Raw genomic sequence first — 17294 nt, forward strand, 5'->3', positions numbered from 1 at the left:
CTTACAGGCCCATCGACTTGGCGATGATCGACTTCATGATCTCGCTGGTGCCGCCGTAGATGCGGTTGACGCGGTTGTCGGCGTACAGGCGGGCGATCGGGTACTCGTTCATGTAGCCGTAGCCGCCGTGCAGCTGGAGGCAGCGGTCGATGACGCGGTGCGCGACCTCGGTGCAGAAGAGCTTCGCCGAGGCGGCCTCGGCCGGGGTCAGCTCGCCGGCGTCCAGGGCCTCCAGGGCGCGGTCGGCGACGGCCTGGGCCGCGTCCACCTCGGCCTGGCAGGCGGCCAGCTCGAACTTGGTGTTCTGGAAGTGCGCGACGGGCTTGCCGAAGACGGTGCGCTCCGTCACGTACTGCTGGGCGAACCGGACGGCCGCGGCGGCCTGGGCGTACGCGCCGAAGGCGATGCCCCAGCGCTCGGAGGCCAGGTTGTGGCCGAGGTAGTAGAAGCCCTTGCCCTCCTCGCCGAGCAGGTCCTCGACCGGGACCTTCACGTCGACGAACGCCAGCTCGGCGGTGTCGGAGGTCTTCAGGCCCAGCTTGTCCAGCTTGCGGCCGATGGAGTAGCCCTCGGACTTGGTGTCCACGGCGAAGAGGGAGATGCCGAAGCGGCGGTCGTCCGCGCTCGGGGCGGAGGTGCGGGCGCAGACGATCACGCGGTCGGCGTGGACGCCGCCGGTGATGAAGGTCTTGGAGCCGTTGAGGACGTAGTGGGTGCCGTCCTCGGAGAGCTTGGCGGTGGTCTTCATGCCCGCAACGTCGGAGCCGGTGCCCGGTTCGGTCATGGCGAGGGCCCACATCTCCTCACCGGAGACGAACTTCGGCAGGAAGCGCTTCTTCTGCTCGTCGTCGGCGAGCATCTTGATGTAGGGGAGGGCGAGCAGCACGTGCACGCCGGAGCCGCCGAAGTTCACGCCCGCGCGGGAGGTCTCTTCGTAGAGGACGGCCTCGAACTTGTGGGTGTCCAGGCCGGCGCCGCCGAACTCCTCGGGCACGTTGATGCCGAAGACGCCCAGCTCGCCGAGCTTGTAGTAGAAGTCGCGCGGCGCCTGGCCGGCGGCGAACCACTCGTCGTAGACGGGGACGACCTCGGCCTCGATGAAGGCGCGGATGGTCTCGCGGAACGCCTCGTGGTCCTCGTTGAACACCGTACGGCGCACGGCCGGCTCCCTTCGTCGCGGCGGTCCGCCGCCTAAATTAAGCGCTTGCTCAGACTAAGTTACCGACGAGTTGGCCAGGCTGTCCAGATGTGGTCGCACGCGCGTACGTCACACCGGCGCCCGAGGGCGGCTGGCCGGATACCTCCTTCTGTCGCCCGGGCCGTGCCGGTTGACTCGGTACGCCCGGCCCTTCCCCCGACAGGACAGGAATCCCAGATGCTCAGGAGGCTGTTCAGCCTTGCGGTGGCGACGGTGGTGGCCCTTGCGCTCGGCGCGGGCACGGTCCACGCCGAGACGCAGGAGTCGCCGCAGGCCAAGCGGGTCCACAACGCGATGCAGATCGTTTTCAACGCCTCCACCCCGGACAGCTTCTGCACCATCGGGGCCGTCGGCAGCGACGGCTACGGGCGGAACATCGCCCTCTCGGCCGGGCACTGCATCTCGGCCCCCGAATATGCCGACCGTGAGATCCACGAGGACCTCATACCCGTCTTCCACCGGCAGGACATCGGCTTCGGGCCGATCGGGTACGTCCGGTACTTCAAGGACCCGGAGGGGTCCATGACAGGCCACCTCACCAAGGACTACATGGTGATCGAGCTGGTCGCGGCCGTGACGCCGTCCTCCCAGGGCCCGCACCTGAAGCAGACCGGGGTGCTGGAGGTGCCGGGCGGGACCCCCAGCCCCAATGCCCTCAGCCCCGCCCCGAACCGGGAGCGGCTGCTCGGCGCGGCCTGGTTCAACAACAACGAGCTGGTCGTCTCCGGCCAGCTCGGCGTCTGGTACGGCCGGATCACCAACAACGACAGGGGCGTCTACCAGGCCCACCCCCAGCACAAGGCCGGTGACTCGGGCGGTCCCGCCATCTGGCACGTGCCGGGGACGGCATACCCCTCCGAGGCCAACGGGTTCAAGGCCGAGGGGCCCTGGGCGGGCATCACCAAGGGGATGATCATCTCGTACCCCTGGTACGTGTACACCAGCTCGGCCAACATCCTGGCCGACCTGCGTGCCCGCGACACCGCCGACCCCGCCGACGTCTACGGCGCCGGCTTCCAGGTGACCGCCAATCCCTGACCCGGCGCGCGGGGCCGGTGGCCCGTGAGGGGCCGGCTACCGCTTCCCGGCCCCGGGAAGGCGGCGCAGGGCGAACCACAGCTCCATCCGGGTGTCCGGGTCGTCCAGGTCGCGCCCCAGCAGCACCGCCGCCCGGGCGACGCGCTGGCGGACGGTGGTGCGGTGCACGGCCAGGGCGGCGGCCGTGCGGTCCCAGCTGCCGTGTGGTGCGCGCACCACACGGCAGCCTCTCCCGGTGGGCCGCCCCCAGCGGCGCCGGCAGCGTCTCGGCGAGGGCGTCGGCCTCCGCCGGGTCGAGAAGGTCCGCGGCCTGAAGTGGAGGGCTTGCACATAGTGAGTCACTGCAGAGATATCCGCCCAGTCCATAAGGCCGTCGGCACGCCCCGATGCCGCCCGACGCGAGCCGCTGTCTTAGATGACCATTACCCTGGCCGCGGAGAGGGGGCAGCATGCTGCTGAGGTTCCGCACCGCGAACGTACGGTCCCTGCGCGATGAGCAGGAGCTGTCGTTCGTCGTGTCCGGGGACGACGAGGGCGAGCCGAGCGAGGCCGCCCGGCCGGTGGAGCTCGCCGGTGGGCAGACCGTGGGGGTTCTCCCCCTGATCGGCATCTTCGGTGCCAACGCCTCCGGCAAGTCGAACGTGCTCGCCGCCATGACGGACATGCGTACCGCAGTCCTGCACTCCTACGGGAGGTGGGCCTCGCACGACACCGTCCCGCGCCGTCCCTTCGCGCTCGACGCCAAGGAGGGGGGCGAGCCGAGCTTCTTCGAGGCGGACATCGTCCTCGACGGTGTGCGCTGGACCTACGGCTTCGAGCTGGGCACTGCACGCGTCGAGGCCGAATGGCTGCACTGCTACCCGCGCGGTCACCGCCAGGTGTGGCTCGACCGGGACGCCTCCCGCGCCGAGGTCTACGACTGGCCCGGCGCCCGCGTGAAGGACCGCACCCAGCTGGCGCGGCGGACCCGTCCCAACGCCCTGCTCCTGTCCACGGCGGGTACGGACAACCACCCCCAGCTGTCGGCGCTCTACCACTGGTTCCGCCGCAATATGTGGCTGATCGGCCCGGAGACCGAGCGGGTGGAGCGCGAGCAGTACACGACGCGTGAGCTGGCCGGCAGCCGTGCGCGTCGCATCAACGAGCTGCTCCAGGTCGCCGACCTCGGCATCACCGGCGCCGAGGTCGTCGACGAAGGACAAGGCAAGGGCCCTGCGACGGTCCGTCTCACCCACCGGTCGGGCGGCGCAGACGTCGCCCTCGACTGGCGGCACGAGTCCTTCGGCACCCGTTCCTGGTTCGCCCTCCTCGGACCCATGCTGCTCGCACTCGATGAAGGAGCCGTCCTCCTCGTCGACGAACTGGACTCCAGCCTCCACCCGCGTTTCGCCGCCGAGGTCGTCCGGCTCTTCCACGACCCGGACGCGAACCCCCGCGGAGCCCAGCTGGTCTTCACCTCGCACGCCCCCTCGGTGCTCAGCACCCCGAGCGGCGGGCGGCTGCTGGAGCCGGGCCAGGTGTGGCTGACCGAGAAGGACAAGGACGGAGCGACCGAGCTCTACCCGCTGACCGCCGCGTCCCCGGGGAAGGACGAGGACCTCATGCGGTCCTACCTGGCGGGAGCCTTCGGCGGAGTCCCAGCCCTCTTGGAGGGCCAGATCGCGCGGCGTCTGACGGCCGCGACCGCACAGGAACGGGAGCACGGGGTGGAGCGGAGCTGATGGCGCGTACGAGGGGGAAGGACTCGCTGACGTCCGCCAAGCCGAAGGGCGGGAAGCGGCGCCGGGTGGTGCATGTCTTCACGGAAGGCAAGGTCACCGAGCCCGAATACATCAGGATCGTCCAGGCCAGGGGCGTCCTGAAAGATCCGGGCGTGCAGGTCGACGTGCACATCGCCAACGACTCGGCGGCGGGCTCCCACCGCAAGCCGATCAAGCTGGTGGAGGACGCCGTCCGGCTGATGCGCGAGGAGGTCCGGGCCGCGAAGCGCAGCAAGCTGGACCCCGAGTCGGAGTTCTGGCCGCAGGTCTGGTGCCTGTTCGACCGGGACGAGCACGAGCAGATCGAGGCGGCGCGGAAGCAGGCCAAGGAAGCGGGCGTACAGATCGCCTTCTCCCACCCCTGCTTCGAGCTGTGGCGACTGCTGCACGTCAAGACCGTGGACGCGCAGTTCGGCGGGGCATGCAACCAGGTGACCGCCCGCCTGCCGTTCGCCAAGAACACCGACAACATCAAGCACGTGGAGTCGGACCAGATCCCGAAGAACAGCTTCAAGCTGGCCAAACAGCGCGCCCAGAAGATCAACTCTGCGTACGGTGAGCACGTGTCCTGGCTCCATCGCGATCCTTACACGGACGTCTTCGAGTTCGTTGAGAAGGGGCTGGGGATCACCGCCTACTGACGGGCCCGGCCTCGGCCGGATACACGGTTTTCGCCGGTGTCCACTGTCGCCGTACTGTTTCCTACGTCGCATCGGGGTCGTAGGGAGTCGTATTCGTGGCCAAGCTCACGCTCGCGCAACTGGAGCGGCATCTGTTCGCCGCCGCGGACATCCTCCGCGGCACCATGGATGCTTCCGAGTACAAGGACTACATCTTCGGGCTGCTCTTCCTGAAGCGGGCCAACGACGAGTTCGAGGCCGCGCGGGACCAGATCCGCGAGTACGCCGCCAAGGAGCTCGGGCTCGACGGCGAGCTGCTGGAGGGCTACCTGGAGCAGGAGTCCGCGTACAGCGACCGTGACGTGCTCTTCGTCCCGAGGAACGCCCGCTGGAAGTGGATCTCCTCGGCCACCCACAACATCAACGAAGACCGGCTGCGCCCCGCCCTCCAAGCCCTGGAAGGCCAGAACAGCAAGCTCAAGGGCCTCTTCGACCACCTCGACTTCAACCGCATCGGCGGCTCGGGCAACTCCGGCGGCGCAGCAAAGCTGGCCGACCAGCGCCTCAAGCTGCTGATCGCGCACTTCGGGCGGGTCCGGCTGCGGACCGACGACTTCGAGTTCCCCGACCTGATCGGCGCCGCGTACGAGTACCTGATCAAGGAGTTCGCGGACTCGGCCGGCCGCAAGGGCGGCGAGTTCTACACCCCGCGCGCCGTGGTCCGGATGATGGTCGAGCTGCTCGGCCCCAAGCAGGGCATGCGGATCTACGACCCGTGCGTCGGTTCGGGCGGCATGCTCATCCACGCCAAGGAGTACGTGGAGGAGCACGGCGGGGACACCTCGGACATGTTCTTCGCCGGCCAGGACGCCAACAGCGGCTCCTGGATCATGTCCACGATGAACATGGTGCTGCACGGCGTACGTCGCTTCGACCTCACCACCGGCGACACCCTGGCCGAACCGACCCACGTTCCGAAGTCCGACGCGGACCGCTTCGACGGGGTTCTCAGCAACCCGCCGTTCTCCATGGACTACGTGGCCGCCGACCTCCAGTACGCCGCCCAGCGCACGACGTACGGCATGACCAGCGAGCGCGGCAAGGCCGACCTGATGTTCCTCCAGCACATGCTGTGGGAGACCAAGCGGGAGGGGCGCGGCGGCATGGTCATCACGGTCATGCCACACGGTGTGCTGTTCCGGGGCGGCGGCGAGCAGGAGATCCGCACCAAGCTGCTCGACGAGGACGCGATCGAGGCCGTCATCGGCCTGGCCCCCAACCTCTTCTACGGGACCGGCATTCCGGCCTGCATCCTCCTGCTGCGCCCGCCGGGCCGCAAGGACCCGGCGCGGGCGGGCAAGGTGCTGTTCATCAACGCGGACCGCGAATACCACTCGGAGCGCGCCCAGAACGTCCTGCTGCCGGAACATGCAGAGAAGATCGTCACCACCTTCCACGGCTACACCGAGGTGCCGGGCTTCTCGCGGATCGTGACCCGCGAGGAGCTGGCGGCCAACGACGACAACCTCAACATCCGCCGTTACGTGGACAACACCCCGCCGCCGGAGCCGCAGGACGTGCGGGCCCACCTGGTGGGCGGGGTGCCGCGCGCGGAGATCGAGGCGAAGAAGGAACTGCTGGACGCTTACGGGGTGAAGCTGACCGACCTCTTCGCGGAGCGCTCCCCGGCGGACCCCGACTACGTGGACTTCCTACCGGAGGGCAGCCGCCCGGACGCGGCCCGGCTGGCGGAGCTGGCCCGCCCGCGTGAGGAAGCCCTGCGGGCGGCGTTCGGACGGTGGTGGGAGAAGGAGGCCCGCCACCTGGAGGCGGTGGCCGCAACCCCGGAGCGTCTGGCCGACCTGACCGCGTCGGAGCGCAAGGCAGGGCTGATGGCGGTACGCGGCGAGCTGATCGAGTCGTTCGTCGAGCGGCTGGGAGAGGTAGACCTCCTCGACCGTTACGCCCTCGCGGGCGCGGTGGCCGGCTGGTGGTACGAGGCCAAGTACGACCTGCTCGCGCTGTCGGAGAACGGCTTCGCGGGCGTCCTGGACGGCTGGGTCGAGAACGTGGACACCCTGCTGGCCCCGGAACAAGACCCGAAGACACGCAAGCTCCGCAAGCGCACCGCCGCCGAACGCCGCCAGGCGTACGACCACAAGGTGGTCGCGGCGATCGCCCCGGACTTCCTGGAGAAGCTGGCGGCGGCGGACGCGCGTAAGGCGGAGCTGGACGCACGGTGGAAGGAACTCAACGCGGAACCGGAGCCGTCGGAGGACGGCGAGGCGGACGACGAGGACGCGCCTTCCCGCGAGGCGGTCGCTCTGAGCGTGGAGCAGCTGGCGGAGCTGGCGCACGTGAGGAAGGAGCGCACCAAGGCCGCCGCCCTGATCAAGCGCCTGGAGGCGGACTTCTGGTTCCCCTGGCCGAGCGACCCGCCCAAGCTGGGCGAGGACCCGCCGGGCCTGTTCGCGGCGCGGCAGAAACTGGCGCTGGATCCGGAGGCCGAACGGCGGGTGGTGCTGGAGCTCCTCCGGGACGACTTGGCGGGCAAGCTGGCGGGGCATGTGGTTCGCAGGCGGCGGGAGTTGGCCGACGCGTATGAGGTGTGGGCGGACAAGTACGCCGTTTCGCTGAGGGAGATCCGCGCCGAGGGGGAGCAAGCGGCTGAGAAGTTGGACGGATTCCTGAAGGAGCTTGGCTATGCAGACTGAGCGGGGTGAACGTCAGTACCGACGTCTCGACAGCCTGGCCGAGGTTGCGGGAGGTGTTGCTCTCGGCGGCAGCGCACCAAGTGGCTCAAGTGTCGAATTGCCGTACCTGAGAGTCGCCAATGTTCAGGACGGACACATCTCCACGGCCGAAGTTAAGACCTTGCGAGTTCCGGCTGCATCGGTAGAGCGTTTCCGGCTGAACCATGGCGATGTGCTGCTGACCGAGGGCGGCGACTTCGACAAGTTGGGGCGTGGTGCCGTTTGGGATGGTCGAATCGACCCATGTCTTCACCAGAACCATGTGTTCAGGGTCCGATGCTTCGAAGCTGTCCTTCTTCCTGAGTTCTTGGCGTTGTATATGGCGTCGCCGGAAGGGCGAGCTTACTTCTTGCGGATTGCCAAGCAGACGACAAATCTCGCGACGATCAGCTCGTCGCAATTGAATGCCATGCCGATTCCGAGCCTTCCTGTGAGTGATCAGCGGCGAATCGTCGAGGTGATTGACGCGGTGTCGGAACAAGAGCGTGCCCTAAAGGCTTCGATTGTCAAGCTGGACAAGCTTAGGTCCGGCGTGATGGCGGAACTCGAAGGCCTAGAATGTGGTGCGTTCGAAGACGTCCTCGATTTTGGCCCTCAAAACGGTATCTACAAACCTGCGTCCTCATACGGTCCTGAAGGGACACCGATTGTCCGCATCGATAGCTTCAAGGGCGGGCCGTCAGACCTCACGCGCAACCTTCTGAGGGTTACGCTCGGCAAGGGGGAAGTCGACCGATACAGTCTCGATGTCGGCGATATCCTCATCAACCGCGTGAACACGCCGGACTTGGTGGGAAAAGCCACCGCCGTCGGTAAACTGGTGGAGCCGATTGTGTTCGAGTCAAACATGATGCGTTGCAGGGTGGGTGCCGATAGGGCTGTCCCCAGCTTTGTTGAGACGTGGCTGGGGAGCTCGCCGGTCAAGGCGCATTTCCGCACGCGGGCGAAGAGTGCGATTTCTCAGGCCAGTATTAACGGCTCTGATGTCCGAAGCTGTCCATTCCCAAGGTTGGACGTTCCGGGGCAAGCGGAGTTTCTGCTGCGCCTTGCAGCGGTGAGAGATCAGCATCAGCTTGAGGCAGCCGAGCTCGCGAAGTTGAACGACCTTAAGAAGGGAATCGTGGGCGATCTCCTGGAGGGCGGCGCTGGACGCTGAAGTCAGCCGCGTTTAACGAAGGCGTGGGGTGTTCGTGAACCCTGACGTTCAGGCGGGAAGCTGTCCCTCTTTAGCGGCTGCGATGAACGAGGACCAGCAGGCTGCCGAAACGACCAGGGCTGGGCCATGCGGGACCTTGGAGTCGCGGATCGGGACGCCCGACGGGTGGCCGTCCAAGACTTCGATGCAGCTGTCCGCGTCGTTGCCGCTGTAGGACGACTTGCGCCAGCCAGTCAGTGCGGCAGCGTTGCGGATGGTGTGCTCAATCATGGTGTCCGTAGTCCTTCGCCGTTGCCCGCATCAGGGCAATTGACTCCTTCAGCGACAGCGCGTCGCTCAGTGCAAGATCGTAGGCGGCTTGGATGCGTTCGACCATGGCCGGGTTGTCGTAGAGCTTGGCCGTGTAGATGGCCTCGGTGTAAGCCACCGGAGGCTGGTCTTCGAACCACATCAGCGTGAGCATGCTCTGCTGGAGTGGGTGAGCCCCCAAGTCCTGGGGCAGGACGTGGACCCGGATGCGGTGCGACTCGGCCAAGTCCACCATGTGCATGAGCTGCTCTGCCATGACGTCTGGACTGCCGACCCTTCGCCGCAGTACTGCCTCGTCAAGCAGCGCCCAGACTAGGGGTGTTGTCGGGTTGGCCAGCAGATTTCCACGCTCAAGCCGTGTGACAACGATCCTGTCACACTCCTCTTCACTCCATGGAGGGAAGGCGGTGCGCAGAACCGCGCGCATGTACGCCTCGGTCTGGAGGATCCCGGGCACGAGCGACAGGGCGAACTCGCGGATCATCTTCGCCTGCTGTTCGAGCTGTCGCGCGACCTCGAAGCGGTCCGCTACCGCCGCGTCCTCCTCCGGCAGGAAGCTGCTCAGCACGTTCCCCGTGTTCAGTGCCCTGTCCAGGCGTCGCGCGTCCTCCTTCGACGGCGCGCGGCGGCCCGCCTCGATGTGGGAGATGTGCGAGCGGGTCATGATCGCCGCGTCGGCCAGTTGCTGCTGGGTGAGCCCGGCCGTCTCGCGCTGCGCCTTCAACCAGTCCCCATAGATGTTGCTCACGGTCAACTCCCATGTGACAGAGGCGTTGTCACACGCCACCCACTGGCGAGGCTACTCCGCTTCGTCTCACCCTGTGAGGGGATCGCTACTCAGCGATGTCCCGTGATGTCCCTGCGCCCGGTCGTTCCTGGCCGTGCACGCAAGGACCCCCGCGACCGCTCTGAACGGTCCGGGGGCGTGGACGCCAACCAACTGGAGTTGACGACGTGTTGCACTGTATCGCCCGCCTCTTCGAGGCGTTGCTGTACCTGCTCTGGGCCGACCCGGATTCCCGGGTGGTGCCCGCCCGGCCCGGCACCCCGTACCGTCCCGCCCGCGCACGCCGCGCCCGCGCCCGCCGGCAGCGGGCCAGGCGGGTGGCGTTGTGGCTGGCCCTGCACGGGGTCGATATCGGGCCACGTGTCATCCATGGCCGGGTGGTGGCCGCGTGATGGGCCGGTGTGCCGACGAGGGGCGGTTGCTGCCCTGGGCCAGTCCGGACGGGAAGCCCTGCTACCTGATGGGCGACGGGAGCGGATACCTCTCCCGCGTCGCCGACAACGTCGAGAGCGTGCAGCTCGGCATGGCCGTCGAACTGCTCGACCACGCCCACGACATGCTCTCCGACTGCCGTGCCACCTCCGCTCAGCTGCACTACCTCGCCGCCCGCATGGCCGAGGCGCTGCGTGACGTCCACCGCATCGCCCGCAGCCGGGGTGCCCGGCTGCCCGTCCCGGTCCATGACGGGGACGAGCCGGCTCCCGGAATGTAGAGGGTGCCCCGCATGTCCTGGTACGTGACCGTCTCCACCCGCTCCCGTACGGCCTGATCCCTCCCGCTCACCCCCGCTGCCCCGCACAATGGATCACCTGAGCGGGCGGTGGGCGGAGGGCGCGGGGGCATGGTGGTTCAAATCGAGCGGGACGAGGTCGAGCGGCCCATCGTCGACCAGCTGGTGGCGATGGGCTGGACCCACATCCCCGGCAAGCAGGTCGGCGCGCTGAATGCAGGCATGCCGCTGCTCGCCGACAAGCTGAGTGACGCCCTGCGCCACATCAACGTCCGGGCCGCCGACGGCAAGCCGTGGATGAGTGACTCCGACGCGGCCCGCGCCATCGCCGAGCTCGCCGCAGGCACCGGCGGCAAGAGCGTTGCGCACGCCAACTTCGCCGCCACCGACCTGCTGCTCAGCGGGGCCGTCCTCAGCAACCCCTCCGCCGGGCACGGCGGGGCCTCCGCCACCGTGCAGTACATCGAGTGGCATGAGGAACGCGTCGACCTCAACACGTTCACGGTCGTCGACCAGTTGCGTGTCACGAACAGCTCTGGGGAGCTGTCGATACTCGACATCGTCCTCTTCGTGAACGGCATCCCGCTCGTCGCCGTCGAGTGCAAGAGCCCCGAGCTGTCCGACCCCATCCGCAGCGCCGTCCTCGACCTGCGGCACTACGCGGGGGACCCGCTCGCCGACGACGAGCGCGACGGCACCGACCTGCCGCCGCCCGCCGGCGTGCCCGAGCTGTTCCGGACCGTCCAGCTGCTGGTCGCCGCGACCGATCAGACCGCGTACCTGGGCACCATCACCTCCACCCCCGACCACTTCCACCCCTGGCGCAGCATCGAGCCGCAGACCGAGGCCACGCTCAGGGCCGGGCTGCCCAAGGGCACTGGCAAGCTCAACGAACGGCACAAGCTCGTCGGCGTCGTGCTGCGGCCCGCCGCGCTGCTCAACCTCGTACGCCACTACGTCATCCCGCTCCCCGTCGAGAGCGAGTCCGGCGGCACCCGAACCGTCAAGGCCGTCGCCCGTCACCAGCAGTACCGGGCGGCCGAGAAGGCGGTGCACAAGCTGCGGAACGGGCGCTGCCGCGGCCCCCTCGTACCGGACGACGAGCGCGGCGGGATCATCTGGCACACCCAGGGCTCCGGCAAGAGCCTGACCATGGCGTTCCTGGTGCGCCGGATCCATCTGCACCACGATCTCAGCGAGTTCACGGTGGTCGTGGTCACCGACCGGACGCAGCTCCAGACCCAGCTCTCCAAGACGCTCAGGCTCAGCGAGTCGGACGTGCAGACCGCCGAGACCCGCACCCAGATGGAGGGCCTGCTGAGGGACGGCGGGCGGCGGGTCGTCTTCGCGATGATCCAGAAGTACGGCACCGGACTCAACTTCGCGGGAGACGGGGACGGCGACGGCTCGGGTGACGGGGACGGCCGGGACCTCGCGGGGGAGTACGCGGACGCCGAGCGGGCCAGGAAGCAGCCCAAGCCGAAGGCCAAGGCCGCGCCGCCCGTGGTGGACTTCCCCGAGTGCAACAGGTCCTCCGACATCCTCGTCCTGGTCGACGAGGCCCACCGCTCGCACACCAGCGTGCTCCACGCCGCCCTGCGCAAGGCGATCCCGAACGCGGCGAAGATCGGATTCACCGGTACGCCGATCATGACCGAACGGGCGGACGACACCCGCCGGATCTTCGGCGCGTTCCTCGACACCTACCGGATGGCCGAGGCCGAACGCGACGGTGTCGTCGTCCGCATCCGCTACGAGGGCCGTACCGGCAAGGGCAAGGTCTTCGACAAGGAAGGCCTGGACCGGAACTTCGCCGACCTGGTCCGCGACCGAACGGCCCAGGAGACCCGGACACTGCTCAACCGCACGCCCTCCGAGCGCGACGTGGCCGAGTCCCAGCCGATGATCCGGGCCAAGGCCGAGGACATGCTGGAACACTGGGTCACCTGGGTGCTGCCCGGCGGCGGCTTCAAGGCCCAGGTCGCCGCCGTCAGCCGCAGGGCGGCCGTGGAGTACCACCACGCCCTCCGGCTCGCGCGCGACACCCTGCTGGCCGACCTCGCCGCTTTTGACCCGGAGTCGCTGGCCGGGACCCCGCTGGACAAGCTGCCTCGGCGCGAGCGCTACCTCTACCAGGCCCACCAGTACCGCGCACTGCTGCGCCGGATCGACTTCGTGCCGGTCGTCTCCCCTGGAGAGGAGAAGAAGCGGCGCCAGTGGCTGCACTGGACGGAGAAGACCCGGCAGGACGCGTACATCGAACGCTTCCACCAGGCCTTCCCGCTCCTGGAAGCGGAAGCGGACTGGCTCACCGCCGTGCCGTTCGACCCGCCCGCACAGGACCTCACGGGCCCGGACGGCGGCGCCGGCGACCACCCCTGGTCCCAGGACGCCGCCGAGGCACAGCCGACGGCCGTGCCCGACCCCGTGCACCCCGACAGCCCCATCGCCTTCCTCATCGTGAAGTCCATGCTGCTCACCGGATTCGATGCCCCTCGCGAGCAGGCGCTCTACCTGGACCGGCCGATCCGGGACGCCGAGCTGCTCCAGGCGGTGGCCCGGGTCAACCGGCCCGCGCCGGGCAAGGAGGTCGGATACGTCGTCGACTACTACGGCGTCTTCGAGCACCTGACGGGCGCGCTCGCAGCGTACGACCAGGCGGACGTCGACGACACGATGCGTGGCCTGTCCGCGGAGCTCGACGGTTTGAAGCCGGCGGCTGACGCGGTGCGCGATCTCCTGCTCGCCTATGGGCTCAGCGATGCGGACCTCGCCGACCCGGCCACGCTGGGCGGCAAGCTGGAGGCCTTCGACCCCGAGCCTGCCCGGTTCGCGTTCGACACCGCGCTGTACGAGTTCCTCGCCGTGCTGGAACGCGTACTCCCGCACGAGGACGGTCTGGAGTACGTGGCCCACGCCCGGCTCTGGGGCATGCTGCAAAAGCGCGTCCGCAGGCTCTACCGGGACGCGCCTGGCGGGACGTTCACCCTGCGCCGCTACGGCCGCAAGGTACGCGCGATGATCGCCGACCATCTGGAGGGGCCGGAGATCGACCAGGTCATCGCCCCCGTGTCGCTGGGCGCTCCCGCCTTCGACGACCACGTCCGCACGCTCCCCACACGCGAGGCCGCCGCGGAGATGGGGCACGCGCTCCGCTTCCACCTGGAGGAACGGGTCAAGCGGGAGGACCCGGGGAAGTACAAGGAGCTCTCGGAGCGCCTGGAGGAGATCCTGCGGGATCTCCCCGGACGTTTCGAGGATCAGGTCCGGGAGTTCGGCGACCTGATCGACAAGGCTCGTGGGGAGGATGCGGAGGACCCTGCCACGGAGGGGCTCAGCCCACTGGAGCAGAAGGTGTACCGGCTGCTGGACAAGCTCCTGGACGAGAACCCCGGCGTCGCGCGGGGTCAGGCCGCCGCCGATGCCCGCCCGCTGGTGGAAGCGGTGTGCGATACGGCCGGGCAAGCCATGGCCAAGGCTTCCTACCAGGGCCAGCATCAGGACGTCACGGCGCTGGCGAGCAGCATTCAGAACCGGCTGCTGGGCGGCGGGCTGAAGCCGGCCGGCGGCGACTGGGCCCCCTTGCGTGCCGTCGCGGAAGGCCTCGCGGCGTACGCGGCGGCGCACAAGCAGCAGTTCCTGGCCCGGTCCCGGGGAGAATAGGGCGCGTGAGCGCCCTTGCCGAAGACAGCCGGTCCCCCTCCATGGCCGAAGGGAGCCTTCTGGCCGTCGACGGCCTGGAGCTGCGGGTGCGGGTCAGCGCGCGCCGTAGGCGCTTCGCGCTCACGGTGGAGCCGGACGCCGGTCTGACCCTCCACACACCCGAGGGCCGGCCGGTCGCCGACGCGGAGGACTTCGTCCGTGCCCACCGCTCCTGGCTGGTGGGCAAGATCGGGCTACGCGAGGCGACCCGCCCGCTGAACCCGACGAAACGACTCGCAGAGGGGGAGGTCTTCCGCTATCTGGGCCGGACCTACCGGCTCACCCTGGCCGGGGACCAGCCCACCGGGAGAAGGGTCCGGCTGATCGCCGGCCGTCTCGTCATGGGCGAGGGGACGGCAGCCGATCCGGACCTGGGGAGAGCGGCTCTCGTCGACTGGTACTGCCGGGCGGGGCAGAAGTGGGCGTCCGGGCGGCTGCAGCCATGGGCGGCACGCATGGCCGTCGCCGAGCCGGAACTCGACGTGCGCGACCTCGGAAGCAGGTGGGGAAGCTTTCGTCACGACGGTGAGCGAGCCGGATGCGGACGGATGAGCCTCGGCTGGCCGCTCTTCCAGCTTCCGATGCACCTCGTGGACTACGTCGTCGCCCACGAACTGGCCCACGTGCGCGTGTCCGGACACCGGGCCGACTTCTGGCGGCTGCTGGGGCAGGCGCTGCCCGAGTACCAGGAGCGCAAGAACGAGCTCGACGAACTGGGCCGCCGCATGTGGATGGGCGAGATCGCCTAGTCCACCGTGCGCAGCGCGAACCACAGCTCCATCCGGGCGTCCGGGTCGTCCAGGTCACGGTCCAGCAGGACCGCGCAGCGCGCCACGCGCTGGCGCACGGTGTTGCGGTGCAGCCCCAGGGTGGCCGCCGTACGGTCCCAGCCGCCGTGGTGCGCCAGCCAGGCCCGCAGGGTCTCGCGCAGCGCGGGGGAGAGCGGCCCGAGCAGGGCCTCGGCGTGGGCGCGGGCCTCGGCCTCCCCGACCAGGCCCGCGAAGCCGGCGTCGGCGTGCCGGGCCAGCGGGGTACGGGCCGCCTCCGCGCGCTGGAGGGCCCGCTCCGCCTGGGCGTCGGCCGCGGCCAGTGCGTCGGGCGCCGCAGGTGCGCTCACCCCCAGCCGCCATCCCGGCTGCGCGCCCGGCTCCCGGTCGGTCAGCAGCCGTACGCCGCCCTCGTGCGGGTCCAGCAGTACGGTGCCCAGCGCGGCCGCGAGGGCCTGCGGATCTCCGGTGCCGCGGGCGTGGACGGCGTACCACGGCCCGGCCGGCAGGGCCGCGGCCGGATCCCCGTCGAGCAGCAGCCGGGTCAGGGCCGCGGCCTCGGCCCCGGCAGGCCGCTCGGCGGTGAGCAGGGTCAGCAGTACGGCTGCCACCGAGGCCACGGTGTGGTCGCCGGGCGCCCGGGCCGGGGTCGCGGTGCCCAGCGCGGCCCGCCCGGCCAGGGCGTAGGCCGCCAGGTGGTGTCCGCCCGCCCGGTCCGTGGCCGTGGCGGGCCCGCCCTCGCGGCCGACCCGGGCCAGCAGCGCGGACAGCGCCTCCCGGGCCGGGGCGGGCAGCTCCGGGCCCGCCGCCCGGCCGCCCGGCCACAGGGCGACCGAGCCGCCCAGGCTCGCGGCGAGCCGGGCCAGCACCGCCGGGACCGGATCGGGCCGGGCCGCGGCCGCCGCCAGGGCCTGCTGGGCCTCGGTGGTCCGGCGCAGCTCCCGGGTCCGGGCCTCCGCCGTCAGCCGTCCCACCGCCCGGGCGACCGCCGAGAACGGGGTCCGCGGCGGAACCTCCAGCAGCGGCAGTCCGTGCCGGGCGCAGGCTTCGGCCAGCGCGGCCGGGACCTCCTCGTGCACCGGGGCCACGCCGAAGCCGAGGGCGGCCGCCCCCGCCCCGGCCAGCCGGGCCACGTACCCGTCGGGGTCCTCGGCGGGGCCCGCCCCGGCGGTCAGCAGCAGCTCGCCGCCGAGCAGGTAGGGGGAGGGATCGGGCATTTCGGAGGCGTGCACGCCGTGCACCCCGGCGGTGGCCGGCCCGGCGAGGTGGCGCAGGCCGAGTTCCCGGTCGGCGAGCAACGAGGCGAGGAGCACCGGCGGGGTGAGCGGCTCCCCGGCGGGACCGTTGCCGTACTCCGGATCACGAGGAGCGGCGGGCATGGATACTCCGTACACATCAGTGGGGCCAGATGGATGAAACGTACACTCCCCACCCCTGTGCGGCCCGCTTACGCTCGAAGTACCGCACACGTCAGGCCAGAGAAAGAGGCACAGCCATGAGCACGCAGCCGCGCGGACCCGTCGACTCCTCCCGCATCCCGCGCTACGCGGGCCCGGCGACCTTCGCCCGGCTGCCCCGCCTCGACGAGGTCGGCTCCGCCGACGTCGCCGTCGTCGGCGTGCCCTTCGACTCCGGCGTCTCCTACCGCCCCGGCGCCCGCTTCGGCGGCAACGCGATCCGCGAGGCCTCCCGCCTGCTGCGCCCGTACAACCCGGCGCAGGACGCCTCCCCCTTCGCCCTCGCGCAGGTCGCGGACGCCGGTGACATCGCGGTGAACCCCTTCAACATCAACGAGGCCGTCGAGACGGTCGAGGCCGCGGCGGACGAGCTCCTCGGCAACGGCTCCCGTCTGATGACCCTCGGCGGCGACCACACCATCGCCCTCCCGCTGCTCCGCTCCGTCGCCAAGAAGCACGGCCCGGTCGCGCTGCTGCACTTCGACGCGCACCTGGACACCTGGGACACCTACTTCGGCGCCGAGTACACCCACGGCACCCCGTTCCGCCGCGCCGTCGAGGAGGGCATCCTCGACACCGAGGCCCTCTCCCACGTCGGCACCCGCGGCCCGCTGTACGGCAAGCAGGACCTCGACGACGACGCGAAGATGGGCTTCGGCATCGTCACCTCCGCGGACGTCTACCGCCGCGGCGCCGACGAGGTCGCCGACCAGCTGCGCCAGCGCATCGGCGACCGCCCGCTCTACATCTCCATCGACATCGACGTCCTGGACCCGGCGCACGCGCCCGGCACCGGCACCCCCGAGGCGGGCGGCATGACCTCCCGCGAGCTCCTGGAGATCATCCGCGGCCTGTCCTCCTGCAACCTCGTTTCCGCCGACGTGGTCGAGGTGGCCCCGGCGTACGATCACGCGGAGATCACCTCCGTCGCGGCCTCGCACACCGCGTACGAGCTCACCACGATCATGAGCCGCCAGATCGCGGCGGCGAAGGCGAAGTAAGAAGGGCACCGCACAC

General features: G+C 69.8%; 14 protein-coding genes and 1 pseudogene. 10 read left to right on the plus strand and 5 right to left on the minus strand.

All coding sequences use genetic code 11. The annotated features are described in order from the left end of the window. Position 1: 1 nt before the first annotated feature. Positions 2 to 1159, minus strand: a complete 1158-nt coding sequence (locus tag IH80_RS0106020; protein ID WP_030655469.1) for an acyl-CoA dehydrogenase family protein — start codon at positions 1157 to 1159, stop codon at positions 2 to 4. 216 nt (positions 1160 to 1375) lie between these two features. On the opposite strand from IH80_RS0106020, the gene IH80_RS0106025 reads away from it, so the two are divergent. Further along, positions 1376 to 2236, plus strand: coding sequence for a hypothetical protein (locus IH80_RS0106025; RefSeq protein WP_051808849.1), 861 nt, complete (start codon positions 1376 to 1378; stop codon positions 2234 to 2236). Between the two features lie 36 nt (positions 2237 to 2272). Here IH80_RS0106025 and IH80_RS45740 read toward each other — a convergent pair. Then, positions 2273 to 2543 (minus strand): annotated as a pseudogene (locus tag IH80_RS45740) (helix-turn-helix domain-containing protein); the annotation flags it as partial. A gap of 142 nt (positions 2544 to 2685) precedes the next feature. On the opposite strand from IH80_RS45740, the gene IH80_RS0106035 reads away from it, so the two are divergent. The 4 genes from IH80_RS0106035 to IH80_RS40625 all read left to right on the plus strand — a co-directional run bounded on the left by IH80_RS0106035 (position 2686) and on the right by IH80_RS40625 (position 8525). Then, a complete protein-coding gene (locus IH80_RS0106035; RefSeq protein WP_037879012.1) occupies positions 2686 to 3957 on the plus strand; it encodes an AAA family ATPase in 1272 nt (423 codons plus the stop codon). After that, positions 3957 to 4637, plus strand: coding sequence for an RloB family protein (locus IH80_RS0106040; protein ID WP_030958306.1), 681 nt, complete (start codon positions 3957 to 3959; stop codon positions 4635 to 4637). The genes IH80_RS0106035 and IH80_RS0106040 overlap by 1 nt, the downstream gene beginning before the upstream one ends. Before the next feature lie 95 nt (positions 4638 to 4732). Further along, the gene (locus tag IH80_RS0106045) at positions 4733 to 7330 is read left to right on the plus strand and encodes a type I restriction-modification system subunit M (RefSeq protein ID WP_030958308.1); all 2598 of its coding nucleotides are present in this window, start codon (positions 4733 to 4735) and stop codon (positions 7328 to 7330) included. Beyond that, positions 7320 to 8525 carry a hypothetical protein gene (locus IH80_RS40625; RefSeq protein ID WP_158943293.1) on the plus strand — a complete coding sequence of 402 codons (1206 nt, stop codon included), beginning with the start codon at positions 7320 to 7322 and terminating at the stop codon, positions 8523 to 8525. The genes IH80_RS0106045 and IH80_RS40625 overlap by 11 nt, the downstream gene beginning before the upstream one ends. 48 nt (positions 8526 to 8573) lie before the next feature. Here IH80_RS40625 and IH80_RS41865 read toward each other — a convergent pair whose 3' ends face one another. After that, the gene (locus tag IH80_RS41865; RefSeq protein WP_078906347.1) at positions 8574 to 8795 is read right to left on the minus strand and encodes a DUF397 domain-containing protein; all 222 of its coding nucleotides are present in this window, start codon (positions 8793 to 8795) and stop codon (positions 8574 to 8576) included. Beyond that, complete coding sequence (locus tag IH80_RS0106060) at positions 8788 to 9582, minus strand: helix-turn-helix domain-containing protein (protein WP_030958310.1); 795 nt, start codon at positions 9580 to 9582, stop codon at positions 8788 to 8790. Before IH80_RS0106060 ends, IH80_RS41865 begins: the two co-directional genes overlap by 8 nt. Positions 9583 to 9788: 206 nt before the next feature. Here IH80_RS0106060 and IH80_RS38930 point away from each other — a divergent pair, with 206 nt between their 5' ends. From IH80_RS38930 to IH80_RS0106080, 4 genes are all read left to right on the plus strand, one after another. After that, the gene (locus IH80_RS38930) at positions 9789 to 10013 is read left to right on the plus strand and encodes a hypothetical protein (RefSeq protein ID WP_030958312.1); all 225 of its coding nucleotides are present in this window, start codon (positions 9789 to 9791) and stop codon (positions 10011 to 10013) included. Next, positions 10013 to 10333, plus strand: coding sequence for a hypothetical protein (locus tag IH80_RS0106070; protein WP_030958314.1), 321 nt, complete (start codon positions 10013 to 10015; stop codon positions 10331 to 10333). Before IH80_RS38930 ends, IH80_RS0106070 begins: the two co-directional genes overlap by 1 nt. Positions 10334 to 10462: 129 nt before the next feature. Beyond that, entirely contained in the window at positions 10463 to 14014 is a 3552-nt protein-coding gene (locus IH80_RS0106075; protein WP_030958316.1) for a type I restriction endonuclease subunit R, read from the plus strand. Positions 14015 to 14019: 5 nt separating this feature from the next. After that, positions 14020 to 14802 (plus strand): M48 family metallopeptidase, encoded by a 783-nt coding sequence (locus tag IH80_RS0106080; protein ID WP_030958318.1) that lies wholly within the window; start codon positions 14020 to 14022, stop codon positions 14800 to 14802. Here the strand turns inward: IH80_RS0106080 and IH80_RS0106085 are convergent. Next, the gene (locus tag IH80_RS0106085) at positions 14799 to 16199 is read right to left on the minus strand and encodes a PucR family transcriptional regulator (protein ID WP_037879014.1); all 1401 of its coding nucleotides are present in this window, start codon (positions 16197 to 16199) and stop codon (positions 14799 to 14801) included. The two genes, IH80_RS0106080 and IH80_RS0106085, sit on opposite strands and share 4 nt — an antisense overlap. A 116-nt stretch (positions 16200 to 16315) precedes the next feature. Here IH80_RS0106085 and speB point away from each other — a divergent pair, with 116 nt between their 5' ends. Next, positions 16316 to 17278, plus strand: coding sequence for an agmatinase (gene speB / locus IH80_RS0106090; protein WP_030655465.1), 963 nt, complete (start codon positions 16316 to 16318; stop codon positions 17276 to 17278). The last annotated feature ends 16 nt before the right edge of the window (positions 17279 to 17294 follow it).

This window comes from Streptomyces sp. NRRL S-378 (assembly GCF_000720645.1).
Lineage (GTDB): Bacteria > Actinomycetota > Actinomycetes > Streptomycetales > Streptomycetaceae > Streptomyces.